Here is a 16110-nt window from a genome sequence, read left to right as displayed (position 1 = left end):
CCCAGCCGCAGGGCTAGATTCGCAAGCACGATGACTCGCCCGCAGCATGCCCCGCAGCCCGCACCCCGGCAGGCACACACGCACACACAAACCGCCCTGGCCTACTGGACCGTAGGCCCCTGCCAAGGTGAATTACGGAGCGAGGAACTTCCCGCTCCAGCCCAAGGCGAAGCCTTGATCCGCGCCTTGTACTCCGGAATCAGCAGGGGAACAGAGCTCGTGGTCCACGAAGCCCACGTCCCTCCGCGGATTGCGAAGAAGATGCGCACACCCCATCAAACCGGGGATTTTCCCGCGCCGGTCAAGTTCGGCTATCTGTCGGTTGGCATCGTTGAAGAAGGCCCCGAAGACTGGATCGGCCAGAACGTCTTCTGCCTCCACCCGCATCAGGACCGCTACGTCGTGCCGCTCACCTCACTCACGCGAATTCCCGACGGCGTGCCGGCCCGCCGCGCTGTGCTCACCGGCATCGCGGAGATCGCCCTCAACGCCCTGTGGGAAGCCGGCCCCCGCCTCGGTGACAGGATCGCCGTCGTCGGCGCCGGACTCGTGGGCGGTATGACCGCGGCGCTCCTGCGCGGCTTCCCGCTGGAACGCTTGCAACTGGTGGAGACGGATCCGGGGAAGCACGGGTTCGTGGAATCCCTGGGCGTGGAGTTCGTGCTTCCGGACGACGCGCAGCAGGACTGCGACATCGTCTTCCACTGCTCGGCCACGGATGAAGGACTGGCCCGTAGCCTGCAGCTCGTGGGTGACGAGGGTGAGATCATCGAGCTCTCCTGGTACGGGAACCGGGCTGTTTCCGTGCCGCTGGGGGAGGACTTTCATGCCCGACGCCTCTCCATCCGCTCCAGCCAGGTTGGAGTCGTGGCACGTTCGCGCCGGCACCGCCGGACCTCAAGTGAGCGGCTGCAGCTCGCCGTGTCCTTGCTGCGGGATCCGGTGTTCGACGCGTTCCTCACGGGAGAGTCCCAGTTCGTGGAGCTCCCAGGGGTCTTCGATGGCCTGGAAAACGGCGAGCTGGATGATCTTTGCCACGTCATTGCCTACCCCGGGCCCCCGCAGCGGGAAGGAAACGAGGCCTAACGATGTTCAGCCTCACCGTCCGCCGGCACTTCATGGTCGCCCACAGCCTTCCGCGGGAGTCGTTCGGCCCGGCCCAGGGACTCCACGGAGCCACTTTCGTGGCCGAGGTGACGTTCCGCCGGGCAGAACTGAACGACGACGCGATCGTCCTGGACATCGGCGCGGCAGGAACCATCCTGGACGAGGTGCTGGCCGGCCTCAACTACACGAACCTCGACGAGCACGCGGACTTCGCCGGACAGCTCACGACGACGGAGGTGCTGGCCCGCTTCATCGCTGAGGCGGTCTCGGCGAAAGTCCGCGAGAACGTCGACGGCGGTGCGCTCGCCGGCGTCGACGTCCTCCTCCGGGAACATCCCGACGCCTGGGCGGGCTTCTCGTTGGATTTCGAACGATAGCTCGCGCGGGACCGCCCCGGATGGCGGGCAAACGGTGCAGAATGGGGCCATGACGTCCGCTGTGCTTTCCACCCAAACGCTCACCCCGGAACTCCTCCGCGCCTGGGCGTGGCATCGGCAGGGCCTGGACGGCTCGCTCGCCGGCAAGACCTCCGAAGAAGTTCTGGACCGCGCCGGCTGGGCCCGTTCCGTGGGCGGCGCCAACCCGTACCTGACGCTCTTCGCCCGGGCCGGGATCAGGCGCGGACAGGTCGATCGGGACGTCGCCGAGCTGAGAATCCACGAGCTCCCCACAGCCCGCGGATGCACCTACGTCCTCGGCCGGAACGACTTTGCCTGGGGCCTCCAAGTTGGCCGGGACGCTGCGGCGGCGCCCTTCAAGGTCCTGGCCCGGCTCGGCGTCGAACGCGGTGAGATCACCCTGCTCGAAGAGCAAGTGCTGCACACCCTTATGGAATCCAGCGACCCCATGGATCCGAAGCAGCTCAGGGACGAGCTCGGCGAATCGGTCCGCAGCCTCGGCGAAGAAGGCAAGAAGAAGGGTGCGTCCACCACCCTCCCCACGGCCTTGGGCCTCCTCCAAGCCGATGGCCGCATCCGCCGCGTGCCCGTCAACGGCCGCCTCGACCAGCAGCGCTACGCCTACACCTCGTGGGCGCTGCCGCCCAGCTCCCTCGACGACGACGCCGCCCGCGCGCTCTTGATCGAACGGTACCTGCGCTGGACCGGCGGAGCGACGTTCAAGCAGAGCCAATGGCTAACGGGTTTCACCGTCGCGCAGAGCAAGGCGGCGCTGGCCGCCGTCGGGGCCGTCGAAGTGGCCACGGTGGCAAGCGAGCCGCTCTGGATGCTGCCCGACGACGTCGAGCACCTTTCCGCGTTCAAGGCACCGCAGGAGGAACAGATCCAGCTTTTGGCCGGGACGGACTCGTTGGTGCTGTTGCGCAGGAACTCGGCGGACATGCTGGCTGAAGGTGATCGGGGCCGGAAGGTTCTCGACACCACGCTGGCGCTGCAGGCGGACCTGTCCGACCACCCGATCCTGGACCGGGGACGGATCATCGGGCTGTGGCAGTACGATCCGGGCAAGGAACGGATCGCGGCCTGGACCTTCGACAACCCGACAGCGGCCGTCACCCAGCGGATCAGTGAGGTGGAGAGCTGGATCCGCGAGGACCTCGGGGATTTCCGCTCGTTCAGCCTGGACTCGCCGGCATCGCGGCAGAAACGCATCGACGCCCTGGACGGCGCCAATTCATAAGGCGAACGCCGCGAACGCCTAAGCCCGGGCTCAGTCTGGGCGGCTTCAGTCCACCCAGAATCCGGAGAACTCGCCGGTGGCTTGCGTGAACGTGGCATCCACGTGTTTTACGCGGCCGGGGGCATCCCGGGATTGCAGCCATTCCAGCAGGGAGTCGACGGCTTCGCGATCACCTTCAGCGATCACCTGCACCGAGCCGTCCATCTGGTTGGCCGCTTCTCCGGTCAGTCCCAACGATCGGGCTTGGTGCATTGTGGAATAGCGGAAACCGACGCCTTGGACACGGCCGGTCACCATCGCAATGACGCGTACTTGGGAACTCATGCGGCACCTGATCCATACGGCCGCGTGATCGCCTCGAGGAAATGCCCGTCCGGATCCGCGAAGTAAACGCCGCGTCCGCCGTCGTTGTGGTTGATCTGCTGGGGGCGGGACCGTGCAGGGTCCGCCCAATAGGGGATTTCCTCGGCCTGGATCCGGGCGAAGATCCCGTCGAAGTCGTCCTCACTGACCAGGAAGGCATAGTGCTGGGGCGAGATGGGCCGGTCCGCCGCGGCGAAATCGAGGGCTACTCCATGGTCAAAGGACACGGTCATGAAGGACCACACAGGTTGTGGCTCCGGCAGTCCAAATACCCTGGCGAGGAACTCCGCGGAACGGCGTTTGTCCGTTGCATAGACGATGGTGTGGTTGAAAGAGACGGTCATGAGGTCCTCCTCAGGTGTGCTGCCTGAGACCATCTGACGTCCAATACCCCGCAAATTTCAAGGGCGATCAGGAGGGCAGCTGCTATTTCCGGTGAGTTGCGAAGAAATCCCGCAGCAACGCTGAACATTCCTCTTCGCGCACGCCCGCGTAGACCTCCACCCAGTGGTTGAGCCGGCGTTCCCGCAAGATATCGAACACGGATCCGGCGGCACCGGCCTTCTCATCCCACGCGCCGAAGACCACCCGCGGAATCCGGGCCAGCACAATGGCCCCGGCGCACATCGCACACGGCTCCAGCGTCACCACGAGGGTGCAGTCCTCGAGCCGCCAGCCGTCTCCGCCCTCACCGAGCTCAAGGGCATGGCGCTGCAGGGCGGCGGCCGCCTCACGAATGGCGACGATCTCGGCGTGGGCCGTTGGATCGCCATGCGCTTCCCGTTCGTTCCGCCCAGCACCCAGCACACCGCCGTCGGGCCCTAAAACGACAGCGCCGATCGGCACATCCTCCGTATCCAGCGCCCGCCGGGCCTCGTCCAGGGCCAGACCCATCCAGGCCGCGTGCTCCGCGTGATAAGGCTCGTTGGTGCTCATGCCTCAATGATAGTTTTGGAGTCATGCGCACACTCGTCGTGGACCACCCGCTGGTCGCTCACAAGCTCACCGTTCTGCGGGATAAGAACACTCCTTCACCGGTCTTCCGGCAACTCACCGAAGAACTCGTCACCCTGCTGGCCTACGAGGCCACCCGCGAGGTCAGGACTGAAGCGGTAGAGATCGAAACCCCTGTCACCAAGGCGATCGGCACTGCCTTCACCAAGCCGACGCCGCTGGTGGTCCCCATCCTGCGAGCGGGCCTTGGCATGCTCGAGGGCATGACCAAGCTGGTCCCCACCGCCGAAGTGGGCTTCCTGGGCATGGCCCGCGACGAAGAGACCCTGGACATCATCACCTACGCCGAGCGCCTCCCCGAGGACCTCACCGGCCGCCAGATCTTCGTGCTGGACCCCATGCTCGCGACCGGCGGCACCCTGCGCGAAGCCATCAAGTTCCTGTTCAAGCGCGGTGCTTCGGACGTCACGTGCATCTGCCTGCTCGCGGCCCCGGAGGGCCTGGCCAAGCTGGAAGAAGAGCTTTCCGAGGCCAACGTCAAGATCGTCCTCGCCTCGATCGACGAGAGGCTCAACGAAAAGGCCTACATCGTTCCGGGCCTGGGCGACGCCGGAGACCGGCTCTACGGCGTAGCTGGCTAGCGAGCCCGCCCACGAATTCGTGGGTGCGGGCAGGGCGCTGCGTTCCGGAACGCAGCCCACGGTCTCAGCGGCACACAGCCCTGCGGCGCAGCCCAGCCTAACCCGCCCGGCGCTGCGCCTTGCTTGCCTTGAGCACCATCGGCAGCTTGGACCGCAGGGTGCACTCAAGCAACTCCTCGGCCGTCTCGTCCTGTTCGTAGACTTCCGGCAGGCGAATGCCGATCAGGGTGTTCATGAGCATGCCCTGGGCAAGGAAGTCGCGGGAGGTTTCGGGGGACAGGCCGGCTTCATCCCGCACCAGGCGGTAAATATCCAGGAATCCCTCCCTGGCCCGTGCCCCGATGGCGGGTTCATGACCTGCCACGAAAGCCTGCATCAGCATCATGAGGATCCCGCGGTCCTCCACCAGATCCGCGTAGGCGATGGCCATGAGCTGTTTGAGCTGTTCCGGTCGGCCGTTCCCGACGGCAGGATCAAGGTGCTGCAGTTCTTCGGTGAGCTCTCCGGCGTCGTAGGCCGCGATGACTTCGCGGAACGCCCGCAGCAACTTGCCTTGGGCTCGGTCCAGGGCTTCAAGGAACAGGGTTTCCTTGGTGCCGAACATCCGCACCACGTATGGCTGGCTGATGCCCGCTGCCTTGGCCACCTGGTCTGTGGTGGAACCAGCGTAGCCACGCTCGGCGAAGACGCCCGTGGCAGCTTCCAGGATCAGTTCGCGCCGTTGCGCGGCAGGTATGCGTTCGGCAGTTGCCTGGCTGGTTGAGCCTGTTTCCGGGGCGCCTGTGCCCACTGTTTTCTTCGCCACACTTGACATGTTATCAGTCGATAACTAACTTTGGGTTTTAAGTAATCATTCGATTACAACATCCTGGTAAAGCGACACCTTCAGCGACCTCGTGGAGTCATCATGAAACGCACCATTCCCGTCTGGCTGGCCATTGTGGCGGCCTCCCTACCTGTCTTCATGGCCACCTTGGACAACCTGGTGGTCACCAACGCACTGCCCGTGATGCACAAGGCCCTCGGCGCGAGCGTCGAGGAACTGCAGTGGATCGTCAACGCCTACTCCCTGAGCTTCGCGGCGTTCATGCTGCTGGCCGTCGGCCTGGGGGACCGCTTCGGCCGCCGCCATGTGTTCATCGCGGGCCTTGCCATCTTCACCCTCGCTTCCGCAGCGGCAGCCGTCAGCACGGATCCGTTGCAGCTCATAGCCGCCCGCGCAGTCCAGGGCGTTGGTTCTGCGGCCCTCATGCCGCTGTCGCTCACGCTGCTGGTGGGCTCGGTCAGCGATAAGCTGCGCCCGCTCGCGATCGGCATCTGGGGCGGAGTCTCCGGCCTGGGTGTTGCCCTGGGGCCGCTGATCGGCGGCGCAGTCGTGGAAGGCTGGAGCTGGGAAGCGATCTTCTGGCTCAACGTGCCCAGCGGAATCCTGTCGATTCCGCTGGCGCTCTTCGCGCTGCCGAATAGCTTCGGCGCACGCGTCCGCGCCGACGTCGTAGGCCTTCTTCTCTCCGGGGTGGGCCTCCTGGCGCTCGTCTTCGGCATTGTCCGAGGGAACGACGCCGGCTGGTCCAGTGCCGAAGTGCTCGGCGCCTTGATCGGTGGTGGCGTACTGCTGGTGGCCTTCGTTCTGTGGGAATCCCGCGTCGCCGCGCCGCTGCTTCCGCTCCGGCTCTTCCGCGACCGCAGCTTCACCGTGGCCAACCTGATCGGCTTGACCTTCAGCTTCGGGATCTTCGGGTCCGTCTTCATCCTCATCCAGTTCCTGCAGGTGGTGCAGGGCCACGGGCCCCTCGCGGCCGGCGCCATGACAATGCCTTGGACGTTGGCCCCCATGTTCGTGGCGCCGCTGGCCGGCCTGCTGGCACCGCGGCTTGGCACCAGGACCCTGATGATTACAGGCCTCGCATTGCTCACAGCGGGCATGTTCTGGCTGGCCGGAGTCCTTTCCGCGAGCGTCCCCTACGAAACGCTGGTGCCAGGCTTCATTGCGGCGGGAATCGGCATGGGCCTGGTTTTCGCCCCGATGTCGACGTCGGTGCTCGCCAACATGCGCGCCGAGGACCATGCGAAGGCGAGCGGCACCAACTCCACGCTCCGGGAGATCGGAGTAGCCCTGGGCGTAGCGGTCCTGACGGCGGTCTTCACCGGAGCCGGGGGCAAACTCACTCCCACGGGCTATGTGGACGCGGCCATTCCCGCCATCTACGTTGGTGCGTCCGTGCTTGTCCTTGCCACTTTGGTGGCGTGGCTCCTTCCGTCCCGAGCCCGTGCACGCAGCCTGGCGGCTCAACTCGCCGCAAGCCAGGCCGAAACCGAAGCAGAAGTAGGCACCCAGGTGAGCACCGCCGTCGAGCCTTCCCTTCAAGCGGTCTAGCCACGGCCTCGTCAACGCGGGGTCACTTACGGCCCAATTCGAGCAGCAACATGGGCCGTAAGTGACCCCGCGTTGTGCTGCCCCCCTACCGGTTTTCCGGCTCCGCCGATAGCCTTTGGCGCATGGACTGGAAACTTGAACTTGTGTTTGTCCCTGTGTCCGATGTGGACCGCGCCAAGGATTTCTACGTCAACAAAGTGGGCTTCAACGCCGACTACGACGAGCGGCCCATGGACGGCATCCGCTTCGTCCAACTGACGCCGCCTGGCTCGGCCTGCTCCATCTGCATCGGCGAGGGCCTGAACGACGCGCCTCCCGGCACCGCCCCCAGCCTGCAGATGGTGGTGGGCGACATCCAGGAGGCCCACAGCCAGCTCAAGGCCAACGGCGTCGAAGTCAGCGACATCGACGTCCAGGATTGGGGCCACTTTGTGTACTTCGCCGATCCGGACGGCAACAAATGGGCCGTCCAGTACATACCCAACAGGCCCAACGGCTAGGACTCACACTGTAAAAGTTGGGCCGCGGACCAGCTTCAACGGCAGGATGGATGCATGAACCTGCCTGCTGAAGCCGTGAAAACCCTGACCGTCCGGGCTGTCCTCTTCGATATGGACGGCACCTTGGTGGATTCCACCGCGATCGTGGAGGAAGTGTGGAGCGAATTCGCCGGCCGGTATGGACTGGATATCGACGAGATCCTGCGGACTTCACACGGGGTCCAGGCCAAGGACACGGTGCGCCGCTTCGCCCCGGCTGGAGCTGACATCGACGCGCTCGCGGAGGAACTCGGCGAGATGGAGCGGACCCGGACGGACGGGATCGTGGCGTTGCCCGGAGCCGCGGACCTGCTGCGGTCATTGCCTGCCGACGCCGTCGCCATGGTCACCTCGGCTGATGGGATCCTCGCCGGGGTGCGCATGCAGGCGGCCGGACTCGAGATGCCTGCGACCACTGTTACCTCCGAGGCCGTGACCCGCGGCAAGCCCGACCCTGAAGGCTACCTCAGGGCAGCCGCGCTGCTGGGTGCCGAGCCGGCCGACGTCGTCGTCTTCGAAGATGCCCCGGCGGGCATCGCTGCCGCCCGTGCGGCCGGCATGCGGACCGTGGTGGTGGGCGACGTCGGCGGCGAGGCGGCGGATGGGCTGTGGCAGATCGCGGATTACTCAGCTGTCACTGCCGCGGCCAGTCTGGACGCGTCGGGTCGCCGGGTGATCGAGCTCCGGTTCTAGCGTTAGCGGGCTGGATGTAGGCCGGACCGCTCCTGTTGTTCCCCTGAGGACGAGGGTTCCCTCGAAGATGATCCTCGCTCCGGTCAGGCTGGTTGAGCCTGGGTTCTCAGATAGGGCGGCGACGGCGCGCCGGGCTGCGGCACCGACATTGACCGCGATCGTGGAAAGGGCAGGAAACGTTGTGGTCGCGAGCGTGTCGTCGCATCCGATGACGCTCAAGTCCTTCGGTACGTCCACGCCCGCGGCAGCGAATCCGCCCATGAGGCCGTGCGCGATGACGTCGTCAAAAGCGATGACTGCGGTGACCCCGGATGCTGCCACCGAATCACCGAGCGCCTTCGCGGCTTCGTAGGTGCCCGGATCCGCACTGAAGTGCGTGACCTCGAGGGCGTGGGCCTTCGAGAAGTTGTCCACAGCCGAGTGACGCTGCTTGTTTGCCCATGATTGCGGTGGACCGCCGACGTAGGCGATGCGACGATGGCCGAGCTCCGACAAGTGCGTCAGCGCAGAGCGGATTGCCGCAGAGGTGTCCAGCAGCACCCGGTAGGTCTCCGGAACATCGCGGTTGATGAAGGCCACGCGCTGGGAATCGGCGATTTGCCGGATGCGGGCCGAAGCGAGCCGGGATGAAACGACGATCAACCCTTCAACCTGGGGCGCCATCCGTGAGATGAGACGGTCTTCCCGATTGGGGTCTTCATCCGTGTCCGCTAAAAATACGGAGAGTCCGAGGTCGCTCGCGTAGTTTTGAGCCGCGCGGACCAGCGGAGGGAAAAACGGGTTGGCGATGTCCGGCACGATGAGTCCGATCGCGCCGGCGCGTCCTGTTGAGAGGGCGCGTGCGTGATGGTTCGGGACATAGCCGGCAGCTTCCGCAGCTTTTTGAACCAGTGCCACCGTCTCCGGTTTGAGGAGGTTTGGCCGGGTAAAGGCCCTGGACACGGTTGAGGGGGCGATGCCGAGTTCGGCCGCCAACTGCGTGATGGTTGGACGGCCTGTCATTGGAGCTCACCCATGAGTTCCAATGCGGCCTGGACCAGGGTTTCGGCACTGCCCGGCGCAAAGGGGGCCGGCATGCCGTAGTAGCGGTGCGCGTCCTCCACCTCGTATCCTCCGAAACCATATTCATCGGCGGTCGGAAAGTATCCGGGGCACCCGTTGGTGTAGCCAGTGACAAGGACGGGCCCCTCGACCTCGGAGGTGATGGCTTCCGTTGTCGCCAGGAATGGTTCTCCGGGCAATCCTACGAGGGTCAGGCCCTGCCAGTTGAAGGCACTCACCGGTGCTCGCCAGGACATTTCCTCTCCGGGGCTGCGGTCCATGGCCCATTGCTTCCACGCGTTGAGAAGGGATCGCCGGCCCGGATCGGCTGAAACCGCTTCGGCCTCCCACTGCCGGCTCAACTCCGCGGGCGAAACCGCATCGCGCGAATTCATTGCGACGCTGATGGTCCTCCGAGCGGCGGAAGTCATCCCGGAATCCGAGATAGGCAGGAGGGGGGTCCCCAATACGGATGCGGCCACATGTTCTCCGATCTTGCGCGCCTGCTCCATCGTCCTGCCGGCGGAGCCGGAAAGAGTGTACGACGCGTCGGCGGGATGGCCCGAGTTGATGTCCCCGGCGGTCCCGGGCAGGAAAAGGGCCACCGAGCCCGGGGAATGTTCCTCCAGGACGCTCCTGGTGAACGCAGGATAATCGCCGCTGATGAGTCGGTTTTCCGGACCCAGGACCACCGGGTGGCAGGGATAGAGAACGATCCAGGCAAGCACTTGTCCGCGTGCGTCGCTGAACGTGGCAACTTGGACGGGCGGATCCACCTCACGTTCGGGGTGGCGCCGGTTCCTGGCAACGTCCACTCCGCGCGATTGGCCGTATTGCAGGGTCGCAGGCCGCTGGGAGGCCACGGCGGCCTCCGTGGCCTCGCGGCAAGCCGAGACGATCTCCTCCAAGAGCAGAGGGTCATGTCCTCCGAGCCGGCCCGGCATGACGCACGGACCTGCGTGCGTATGGGTGGCGGTGATTGCGACGCGTTCCGGCATAAGTGGCAAACCGTGTGCGATGCGGGTGCAGGTGTCTTCATGAAGGCCGCACACATCCACGGTGATCCAGCACGTGTCATCGACAGCCAACGCCCGAACGGTCAGGGGGTCGTGGACGCCGGTGCTCGGTTCGGTCCTTGCTGCGAATCCGGCCATCGGCGTACCTGCGGGCGGCGAGATTTCGACGACGGCGGCGCCCACCCGCATGACGCCCTGCCCGGCATGGCTGGTACTCATTCCGATCCGTCCGAGACTCTTCGACCGGACTGGATAACCGTGGTAATGGTCCCTGCTTCGGGTCCTTCCCCGGTGATCAGGACAAAATCTGCTGGAGAGCCGACCCGAAGGTGGCCGAGCCCCGGACGGGTGCCCGGGATCACCCGGGCGGGAGTGGACGTCACCATTTTGAGGGCTTCCGGTAGATCGAGGCCGACGTTTTGGATCACGTTGCGGAAACCGTCCGGCAGGGTGGCCGCGGCCCCTGCGAGCAGGTCCGTGCCCACGTGGGAGAGCCTCCCGCCGGGGGCAAGGTCCACCAGGCCGCCCACGGCAGTAAGGTGGCGGCCAGGTTCGCTACCGGCCAGCGCAGTGCTGTCCGAGACCAGGTAGGCGCGTTCGGGGGTCTTTGCCCTGATCATGACTTTCAGCGTATCGCTTGGTAAGTGGTGGCCGTCCGCTATGAGTCCCGCAGTGAGACGGTCGTCGGCCAGTTGAGTCCACAGGGCATTGGGGTGCCTGGGCAGGGTAGTGGCGATGCCGTTGCCCAGATGGGTGGCCAGGCGGGCTCCCGCGGTGATGGCAGCCGTGATTTGTTCGGGACTCGCATGCGTGTGTCCGATGGCCACTTCGACGCCGAGTTCCCGGATTTGGGCGATCTGGGCCGGCGCGTCGGGCGTATGCGGAGAGACGGTGACGATGCCGACCATTCCGCTTGCACGAAGCCAACGCCGTACCTCCTGGACGTCCAAGGGGCGCACGAAGTCGCCGTCGTGGACGCCCCGGGGACCGTCCTGGTCCGAGATGAAGGGGCCCTCGATATGGACGCAGGGGATGGCCGCCCGGGTGGTTGGATCAATTTCGCAGGCCCGGTTGATCTGTTCGAGCGCGCCGGTGATTGCCTCTTCCGACGCTGTCACGATGGTTGGCACCCACGTGGTGACGCCCAGCTTCGCCAGCTCTACGGTCATGTTGATGACAGTTTGCGGCGAGACGTCAGCGGCGTTGACGTCCAGTCCGCGGTAACCGTTGACCTGGCCATCGATAAACCCCGGTGCGATGACGGGCAGCTCCTGGCCATCGTCGATCTCCCGCACCGACAGGATGGTCGTGTCGTAGGCGATTTCTATGTTGACCCCCCGGTGGGGATCTTTGCCCACAATCGTTTTGGGGTGTGTCACAGCTTGTGTACCCGTCCTTTGAAACGCGAAATGAATTGCTGGTTGGCTGCGTCCCCGCCGGGAGCATTTCCTGATCTCCACAATGGCGGCTCAATGCCGATTTCGTTCAGCTTGCTGATGGTGGACATCATGAGCCAGTTCAGGGTGAAGGCGTTGGCGAACGTCGACACGGCGGCCGTTTTCTCGACCGACCCGGGAACCGTCATGACGGCGTCTCCGACCGGAACCTTTGTGTCGATGTGGTGGTCGACGACGTCGTGCAGGTTCAGTTTTTGCGGATGCCGTGCGGGGTGGTCACGGGCTGTTTCCTCGGCGTGCTCCCGCGAGGAAACACCGATGGTCTTGACCGATAGTTCGCGTGCCGTCAGGGCCGCGTCGATGAGGGCACTGTTGATGCCGTACGCGTTGACCAGGATGAGGACGTCCCCTGGTCCGAGGCCGGCGTCCTCGATGACGATCCGGCCGTAACCCGGAGTCCGTTCCATGGCCATTGAACGGAGGGCGCCGCTGGAGAGCAGGGTGCCTTCGTCCAAAATGGCGGAGACGTGCATCAGCCCACCTGCCCGGAAGAACACTTCCTGGCTTGCCAGGTTCGAATGACCGCCTGGGCCGTAGATGTGTACCAGTTCGTCCTTGGCTACCTGGGCCGCGAGAATGCCAGCGGCGACGCTGATGTTTTCGGCTTCTTCCAAGCGGATCCGCCCGAGGAGCTCGGTGATTTTTCCAAGGTAGTCGCCCGAGAGTTGCTCACTGGTGTTCATCGGGGATCGGATTCGGCGTCGAGGTAGATAGTGACGTTGGGGTGCGTGCGCAGTGCAGTGCCGGGGTGGTCTCCACTGATCGGCTGGCTCAGCGTGTTGTGGACGGCCATCCTTTTGGCGCGGCCGGGCACGGAAGCGATGATTTCGGACGCGTGCAGCAACCGCGGGATGGAGACGGTGATCGCACGCTGCGGAACGTCGTCGAAACTCGCGAAGTGCCCTTCGTCCTTCTGCTGCTGGCGACTTACCTGATCAAGGGTGATGACGCGGGCGGGCAGCGGGTCAGCGAGGTCGGCCGGGGGATCGTTGAAGGCAAGATGGCCGTTGACGCCCAATCCGAGCAGGACGAGGTCAAAGGGATCCTGGCCCATCAGCGTGCCGTAGCGCTGTGCCTCCTCTTCGGCGGGGTTCTCCGGGTTGATGCGGTGAAAGGTGGTGGGCGGAAGGTGGCTGAAGAACTTGCTTTGAAGCCAGTTTCCGAATCCTTGGGGTGCGTCCGCCTCGAGCGCGAGGTAGTCGTCCATGTGGAAACACGTTATGCGGCTCCAATCGATGCCGGGTTCCTGGACGAGCGCTTGAAGCGTTGCCTCCTGGCTGGGGGCAGCTGCGAGCATTAGCCGGACCTCCTGCTTGTTCCGGAGCGCCCTGCGGAGCGTTTCCGCTGCATGCGCGCCGGCGTGTTTCCCCAGTGCGGCCCGGTCCGGGTGTGTGGAAACGGCGGGGCTGTAAGTGGTCAGTGCTGTCACGTGTGTGTCCTTCGGGTTTCTAGTTCAGTGGTCAGGAGGAGTGATCGGGCTATGTGGAAGGGGTCCTTGACCGGCAGGGCCACCACCTTGTCGAGGGGCTTCCCTTCGCGGTCGCGTATTTGCAGCCATTCCTGGCCGGAGGGGTCCGGAAATGTGTCGAGGGTGTAGGACCAAATTCGCTCATGCCAGTCCAGGAGGTCGGGACGCTCGAAACGTTCGGCGAGCAGCTTGGTCGCGTAGAGGGCCTCAACCTGGACCCACCACAGCTTGGTGTCCCACGTTTGGGTTACCAAGGCTTCGTAGGTGTCGTTGCCGAGGAGCCTGCCCCGCGGTTCGCCGCCATCGCCATCGACATACCGCAAGATGCCGCCGTGCTGGTCGTCCCAGCCGACTTCCAGGGCACGGACGGCAAGGTCCGGTAGCCAGTCCGGAATACGAGGTGCCAGGTCAGGCATCACCTCGACGGCCTCCATGACCATCCAGAGCATCTCGAGCAGGTGACCGGGGGTTCGGTGGCGGGCCAAGAGCGTGTCCAGGTCATTGGAGCTGTCCGGCCGGTATTCCCACCAGGAGTCGGCCTTCCACATGCTTTCAGAGGTTCCGTCGCCGAGTAGCTGGGACAGTGCGGCCCCAGCTGTTTCGGCGCTTTCAACAGAGCCGCTGGCCAAATGCAGCTGTGCGCCCACGTTCAGCAGCAGCATCAGCCCGGCCGCGTCCTTGAATCCGGCCCGGACGGGGTATGGCTCGGAGGGAGCGCTCCGTGCCTCGATCCTTTCTTCGGCGTGGGCGAGAAGTGCATGGGCTGATTGCAGCCATTCGGTACGTTCCCAGCCTGCGGCTTGGGGAAGCCGGGCTGCACCCGCCAGGCCCAGGGCCGCAAAGAGATCAGCCAGTACACTGACGGCGATCTCCCCTTGCGGCCCACTCGGTAGCGCCTGCCCCTCAGCCGATGTGCGGTATGCCGTCACACTGCCGTCCAGGATGGCGCGTGCTTGGATGAACCTGGCGGTTTCAATCGACAGATTCGCCCACAATTGGGGATTCTCCCCGATGATTCCGGCCTCGCTGTCCAGCGCAATCCTTGAGCAGAGCCAGGCCCAGCGGCCTTGGGACCACGTATATTTTTCGTTCGAAAGCAAACGCCCTGAGTTGGAAAAGCAGGTGAAGACCCCGCCGCTTTTCCTGTCGACTCCGTTCTCGAGCCACCAAGGGAGGACGCTTTTGAGCAGCTGATCCCGTATTTCTGACGCGGTTGCGCTCATGCCACGGTGCTTTCAACTGGAAGCGATGTAGCTGGCTCGAGGTCACGGTCAAGGGAATCGACCAAAGCGTCGGAAGCCTCATTGTGCCAAGGGCGCAACCAACCGAAGACGCAATAGACGATAGCGGAGGCCAGCACCGGTGCGGCCACGTTGATGGTCTGCGCGCTGGCCGTGCCCAGGCTCGCGATAGGCGCGGCGAAGGCATACTTGGCGAGCGCGAATACGAGCAAACCGGTGGCCCAGGAGAACAAGGCCGCCGAGGGGCCGCAGCGCCGGAATGGTCGCAACATCCCCAGCAGCATGGGGACGGCAATCGGCCCCACCAAGGCCCCGAACCAGAGGATTATCAGGCCCAAGACGCCGCCGAATGAATCTGCGCTCAGGGCAATGACCATCGACAATCCGATAAACAGGAACGTGGAAATCCGGCCACCCAGTAGTTCCGCACGCGAAGTCAGGGGCTGCCGGGAACCGCGCAACGCGGGGATGATGTCCCGGATGACGACGGCGGAAATCGCGTTGGCGTCCGAAGAGGTCATGGCCATGGTGTGCGAGAACATTCCGGCGACGACCAAGCCAACCAGGCCGGCCGGCAGCAGATGCTGGGTCAGGAGTGCGTAAGCCTGATCGGGGTGTGCCAGGTTGGGCAAGATCAGCGGTGCGGCCCACATCGGGAAGAAGAGGACCAGTGGCCACACGAGATAGAGCGCGCCTGAAAGCAGGACTGATTTGCGGGCCGCTGTGCCGGAGGGGGCGGCAATGAAGCGTTGAGCCAGATTCCAGGTTCCTCCGTTGTAGGAAATCGTGCTGATCAGGCAGTATGCAAGGAAGAATCCGATGGTGTAATCGCCGGCAAATGGCTGCGAGTGGGAGGCCGGCAGCCGGGACCAGATCCCCGCGATTGAGGAGACGCCCCCAAGCTTGGCCATGGCGACGATGAGCATCGCAATGCCCGCTACGGACTGGATGATGAATTGGCCCATATCCGTCAATGCATCTGCCCACAAGCCGCCAACGGTCGAATAGATGAGCGTGACCCCGCCGACGATCAGGATGCCAACTGCAATCGGAACCCCGGCGAACACGTTCAGGAGTATCGCGCTGGCCGCCCACTTGGCCGCTACATCGAAGACTTTCAATGCGGCACCGGACCAAGCCAGTACTTGCTGTGCGGGCAGGTTGTAGCGCGTGGCCAGGTATTCGAGTGGGGAGATGATTCCCAAACGCTGCCTCAGGCGCGGCCAGCGAGGGGCGAAGAAGATAGAGCCCACGAGGCAGGCGATGGTGATCGAGAGGGCCCACCAGACATACAGTGCGAAACCGGTGGTGTAGGCGATGGCGGCGTAGGCCACGAAGACAGCAGCCGAATAGCCGGACATGTGGTGGGAAATCCCCGCCAACCACCACGGCATCTTCCCACCGGCTGTGAAGAAGTCCGCGGCGTTTTTCACTCGACTCTTGGCCCACCAGCCGATCCCTATCATGACGACGAAATAGGCCCCTAGAACGAGCCAGTCAGCGAAATACATACATCCTCCTTGATGCGATGAAGCTTGGAAACGGGATCTGCAGTGGCGTCCACTTTTCTCTGCA

18 protein-coding genes are annotated in these 16110 nt (G+C 64.5%); 7 read left to right on the top strand and 11 right to left on the bottom strand.

Features of this window, described 5'->3' with window-relative positions; genetic code table 11:
- The first annotated feature begins 30 nt into the window (after nt 1-30).
- The 3 genes from NFJ07_RS13575 to NFJ07_RS13565 are packed head-to-tail and all read left to right on the top strand — an operon-like array spanning nt 31 to nt 2745.
- Nucleotides 31-1086, top strand: coding sequence for a zinc-dependent alcohol dehydrogenase (locus NFJ07_RS13575; RefSeq protein WP_269995082.1), 1056 nt, complete (start codon nt 31-33; stop codon nt 1084-1086).
- A gap of 2 nt (nt 1087-1088) precedes the next feature.
- Nucleotides 1089-1484, top strand: a complete 396-nt coding sequence (locus tag NFJ07_RS13570) for a 6-pyruvoyl trahydropterin synthase family protein (protein ID WP_269995081.1) — start codon at nt 1089-1091, stop codon at nt 1482-1484.
- Nucleotides 1485-1533: 49 nt separating this feature from the next.
- The gene (locus NFJ07_RS13565; RefSeq protein ID WP_269995080.1) at nt 1534-2745 is read left to right on the top strand and encodes a DNA glycosylase AlkZ-like family protein; all 1212 of its coding nucleotides are present in this window, start codon (nt 1534-1536) and stop codon (nt 2743-2745) included.
- 45 nt (nt 2746-2790) lie between these two features.
- Here NFJ07_RS13565 and NFJ07_RS13560 read toward each other — a convergent pair whose 3' ends face one another.
- The 3 genes from NFJ07_RS13560 to tadA all read right to left on the bottom strand — a co-directional run bounded on the left by NFJ07_RS13560 (nt 2791) and on the right by tadA (nt 4044).
- Nucleotides 2791-3069: an acylphosphatase gene (locus NFJ07_RS13560; protein WP_269995079.1), complete on the bottom strand. Its 279-nt coding sequence runs from the start codon at nt 3067-3069 to the stop codon at nt 2791-2793.
- On the bottom strand, nt 3066-3452 hold the full coding sequence (locus tag NFJ07_RS13555; protein ID WP_269995078.1) for a VOC family protein: 387 nt from the start codon (nt 3450-3452) through the stop codon (nt 3066-3068). The genes NFJ07_RS13560 and NFJ07_RS13555 overlap by 4 nt, the downstream gene beginning before the upstream one ends.
- A gap of 82 nt (nt 3453-3534) precedes the next feature.
- Nucleotides 3535-4044 (bottom strand): tRNA adenosine(34) deaminase TadA, encoded by a 510-nt coding sequence (gene tadA / locus NFJ07_RS13550; protein WP_241709670.1) that lies wholly within the window; start codon nt 4042-4044, stop codon nt 3535-3537.
- A 23-nt stretch (nt 4045-4067) separates the two neighbouring features.
- On the opposite strand from tadA, the gene upp reads away from it, so the two are divergent.
- A complete protein-coding gene (gene upp / locus NFJ07_RS13545; RefSeq protein WP_059388604.1) occupies nt 4068-4703 on the top strand; it encodes a uracil phosphoribosyltransferase in 636 nt (211 codons plus the stop codon).
- 97 nt (nt 4704-4800) lie between these two features.
- Here upp and NFJ07_RS13540 read toward each other — a convergent pair whose 3' ends face one another.
- Complete coding sequence (locus tag NFJ07_RS13540; RefSeq protein WP_269995077.1) at nt 4801-5508, bottom strand: TetR/AcrR family transcriptional regulator; 708 nt, start codon at nt 5506-5508, stop codon at nt 4801-4803.
- A 102-nt stretch (nt 5509-5610) separates the two neighbouring features.
- On the opposite strand from NFJ07_RS13540, the gene NFJ07_RS13535 reads away from it, so the two are divergent.
- From NFJ07_RS13535 to NFJ07_RS13525, 3 genes are all read left to right on the top strand, one after another.
- Nucleotides 5611-7080, top strand: coding sequence for an MFS transporter (locus NFJ07_RS13535; protein ID WP_269995075.1), 1470 nt, complete (start codon nt 5611-5613; stop codon nt 7078-7080).
- 122 nt (nt 7081-7202) lie between these two features.
- Nucleotides 7203-7580 (top strand): VOC family protein, encoded by a 378-nt coding sequence (locus NFJ07_RS13530; RefSeq protein WP_236815036.1) that lies wholly within the window; start codon nt 7203-7205, stop codon nt 7578-7580.
- 54 nt (nt 7581-7634) lie between these two features.
- Nucleotides 7635-8312: an HAD-IA family hydrolase gene (locus NFJ07_RS13525; RefSeq protein WP_269995071.1), complete on the top strand. Its 678-nt coding sequence runs from the start codon at nt 7635-7637 to the stop codon at nt 8310-8312.
- Here the strand turns inward: NFJ07_RS13525 and NFJ07_RS13520 are convergent.
- From NFJ07_RS13520 to NFJ07_RS13490, 7 genes are read right to left on the bottom strand one after another with little or no spacing between them, the layout of a single operon-like run.
- Complete coding sequence (locus NFJ07_RS13520) at nt 8247-9314, bottom strand: LacI family DNA-binding transcriptional regulator (RefSeq protein WP_269995069.1); 1068 nt, start codon at nt 9312-9314, stop codon at nt 8247-8249. The two genes, NFJ07_RS13525 and NFJ07_RS13520, sit on opposite strands and share 66 nt — an antisense overlap.
- Nucleotides 9311-10588, bottom strand: coding sequence for a neutral/alkaline non-lysosomal ceramidase N-terminal domain-containing protein (locus tag NFJ07_RS13515; protein WP_269995067.1), 1278 nt, complete (start codon nt 10586-10588; stop codon nt 9311-9313). The genes NFJ07_RS13520 and NFJ07_RS13515 overlap by 4 nt, the downstream gene beginning before the upstream one ends.
- Nucleotides 10585-11748 carry an N-acetylglucosamine-6-phosphate deacetylase gene (locus NFJ07_RS13510; RefSeq protein ID WP_269995065.1) on the bottom strand — a complete coding sequence of 388 codons (1164 nt, stop codon included), beginning with the start codon at nt 11746-11748 and terminating at the stop codon, nt 10585-10587. Before NFJ07_RS13510 ends, NFJ07_RS13515 begins: the two co-directional genes overlap by 4 nt.
- On the bottom strand, nt 11745-12509 hold the full coding sequence (locus tag NFJ07_RS13505) for a sugar isomerase domain-containing protein (RefSeq protein WP_269995062.1): 765 nt from the start codon (nt 12507-12509) through the stop codon (nt 11745-11747). Before NFJ07_RS13505 ends, NFJ07_RS13510 begins: the two co-directional genes overlap by 4 nt.
- Complete coding sequence (locus tag NFJ07_RS13500; RefSeq protein WP_269995061.1) at nt 12506-13255, bottom strand: 6-phosphogluconolactonase; 750 nt, start codon at nt 13253-13255, stop codon at nt 12506-12508. Before NFJ07_RS13500 ends, NFJ07_RS13505 begins: the two co-directional genes overlap by 4 nt.
- Nucleotides 13252-14517: an AGE family epimerase/isomerase gene (locus NFJ07_RS13495; protein ID WP_269995059.1), complete on the bottom strand. Its 1266-nt coding sequence runs from the start codon at nt 14515-14517 to the stop codon at nt 13252-13254. The genes NFJ07_RS13500 and NFJ07_RS13495 overlap by 4 nt, the downstream gene beginning before the upstream one ends.
- A complete protein-coding gene (locus NFJ07_RS13490) occupies nt 14514-16046 on the bottom strand; it encodes a sodium:solute symporter family protein (protein WP_269995057.1) in 1533 nt (510 codons plus the stop codon). Before NFJ07_RS13490 ends, NFJ07_RS13495 begins: the two co-directional genes overlap by 4 nt.
- Between the last annotated feature and the right edge of the window lie 64 nt (nt 16047-16110).

It is taken from the genome of Arthrobacter sp. B2a2-09 (assembly GCF_027587375.1).
GTDB lineage: Bacteria > Actinomycetota > Actinomycetes > Actinomycetales > Micrococcaceae > Arthrobacter.
This window is presented reverse-complemented; position numbering and strand designations above follow the sequence as displayed.

Excerpts from the sequence above, each read along its gene's own strand:
- NFJ07_RS13575 (WP_269995082.1), top strand. The coding sequence starts at position 31 with ATGACTCGCCCGCAGCATGCCCCGCAGCCCGCACCCCGGCAGGCACAC.
- NFJ07_RS13570 (WP_269995081.1), top strand. The coding sequence starts at position 1,089 with ATGTTCAGCCTCACCGTCCGCCGGCACTTCATGGTCGCCCACAGCCTT.
- NFJ07_RS13565 (WP_269995080.1), top strand. The coding sequence starts at position 1,534 with ATGACGTCCGCTGTGCTTTCCACCCAAACGCTCACCCCGGAACTCCTC.
- NFJ07_RS13560 (WP_269995079.1), bottom strand. The coding sequence starts at position 3,069 with ATGAGTTCCCAAGTACGCGTCATTGCGATGGTGACCGGCCGTGTCCAA.
- NFJ07_RS13555 (WP_269995078.1), bottom strand. The coding sequence starts at position 3,452 with ATGACCGTCTCTTTCAACCACACCATCGTCTATGCAACGGACAAACGC.
- tadA (WP_241709670.1), bottom strand. The coding sequence starts at position 4,044 with ATGAGCACCAACGAGCCTTATCACGCGGAGCACGCGGCCTGGATGGGT.
- upp (WP_059388604.1), top strand. The coding sequence starts at position 4,068 with ATGCGCACACTCGTCGTGGACCACCCGCTGGTCGCTCACAAGCTCACC.
- NFJ07_RS13535 (WP_269995075.1), top strand. The coding sequence starts at position 5,611 with ATGAAACGCACCATTCCCGTCTGGCTGGCCATTGTGGCGGCCTCCCTA.
- NFJ07_RS13530 (WP_236815036.1), top strand. The coding sequence starts at position 7,203 with ATGGACTGGAAACTTGAACTTGTGTTTGTCCCTGTGTCCGATGTGGAC.
- NFJ07_RS13525 (WP_269995071.1), top strand. The coding sequence starts at position 7,635 with ATGAACCTGCCTGCTGAAGCCGTGAAAACCCTGACCGTCCGGGCTGTC.
- NFJ07_RS13520 (WP_269995069.1), bottom strand. The coding sequence starts at position 9,314 with ATGACAGGCCGTCCAACCATCACGCAGTTGGCGGCCGAACTCGGCATC.
- NFJ07_RS13515 (WP_269995067.1), bottom strand. The coding sequence starts at position 10,588 with ATGAGTACCAGCCATGCCGGGCAGGGCGTCATGCGGGTGGGCGCCGCC.
- NFJ07_RS13505 (WP_269995062.1), bottom strand. The coding sequence starts at position 12,509 with ATGAACACCAGTGAGCAACTCTCGGGCGACTACCTTGGAAAAATCACC.
- NFJ07_RS13495 (WP_269995059.1), bottom strand. The coding sequence starts at position 14,517 with ATGAGCGCAACCGCGTCAGAAATACGGGATCAGCTGCTCAAAAGCGTC.
- NFJ07_RS13490 (WP_269995057.1), bottom strand. The coding sequence starts at position 16,046 with ATGTATTTCGCTGACTGGCTCGTTCTAGGGGCCTATTTCGTCGTCATG.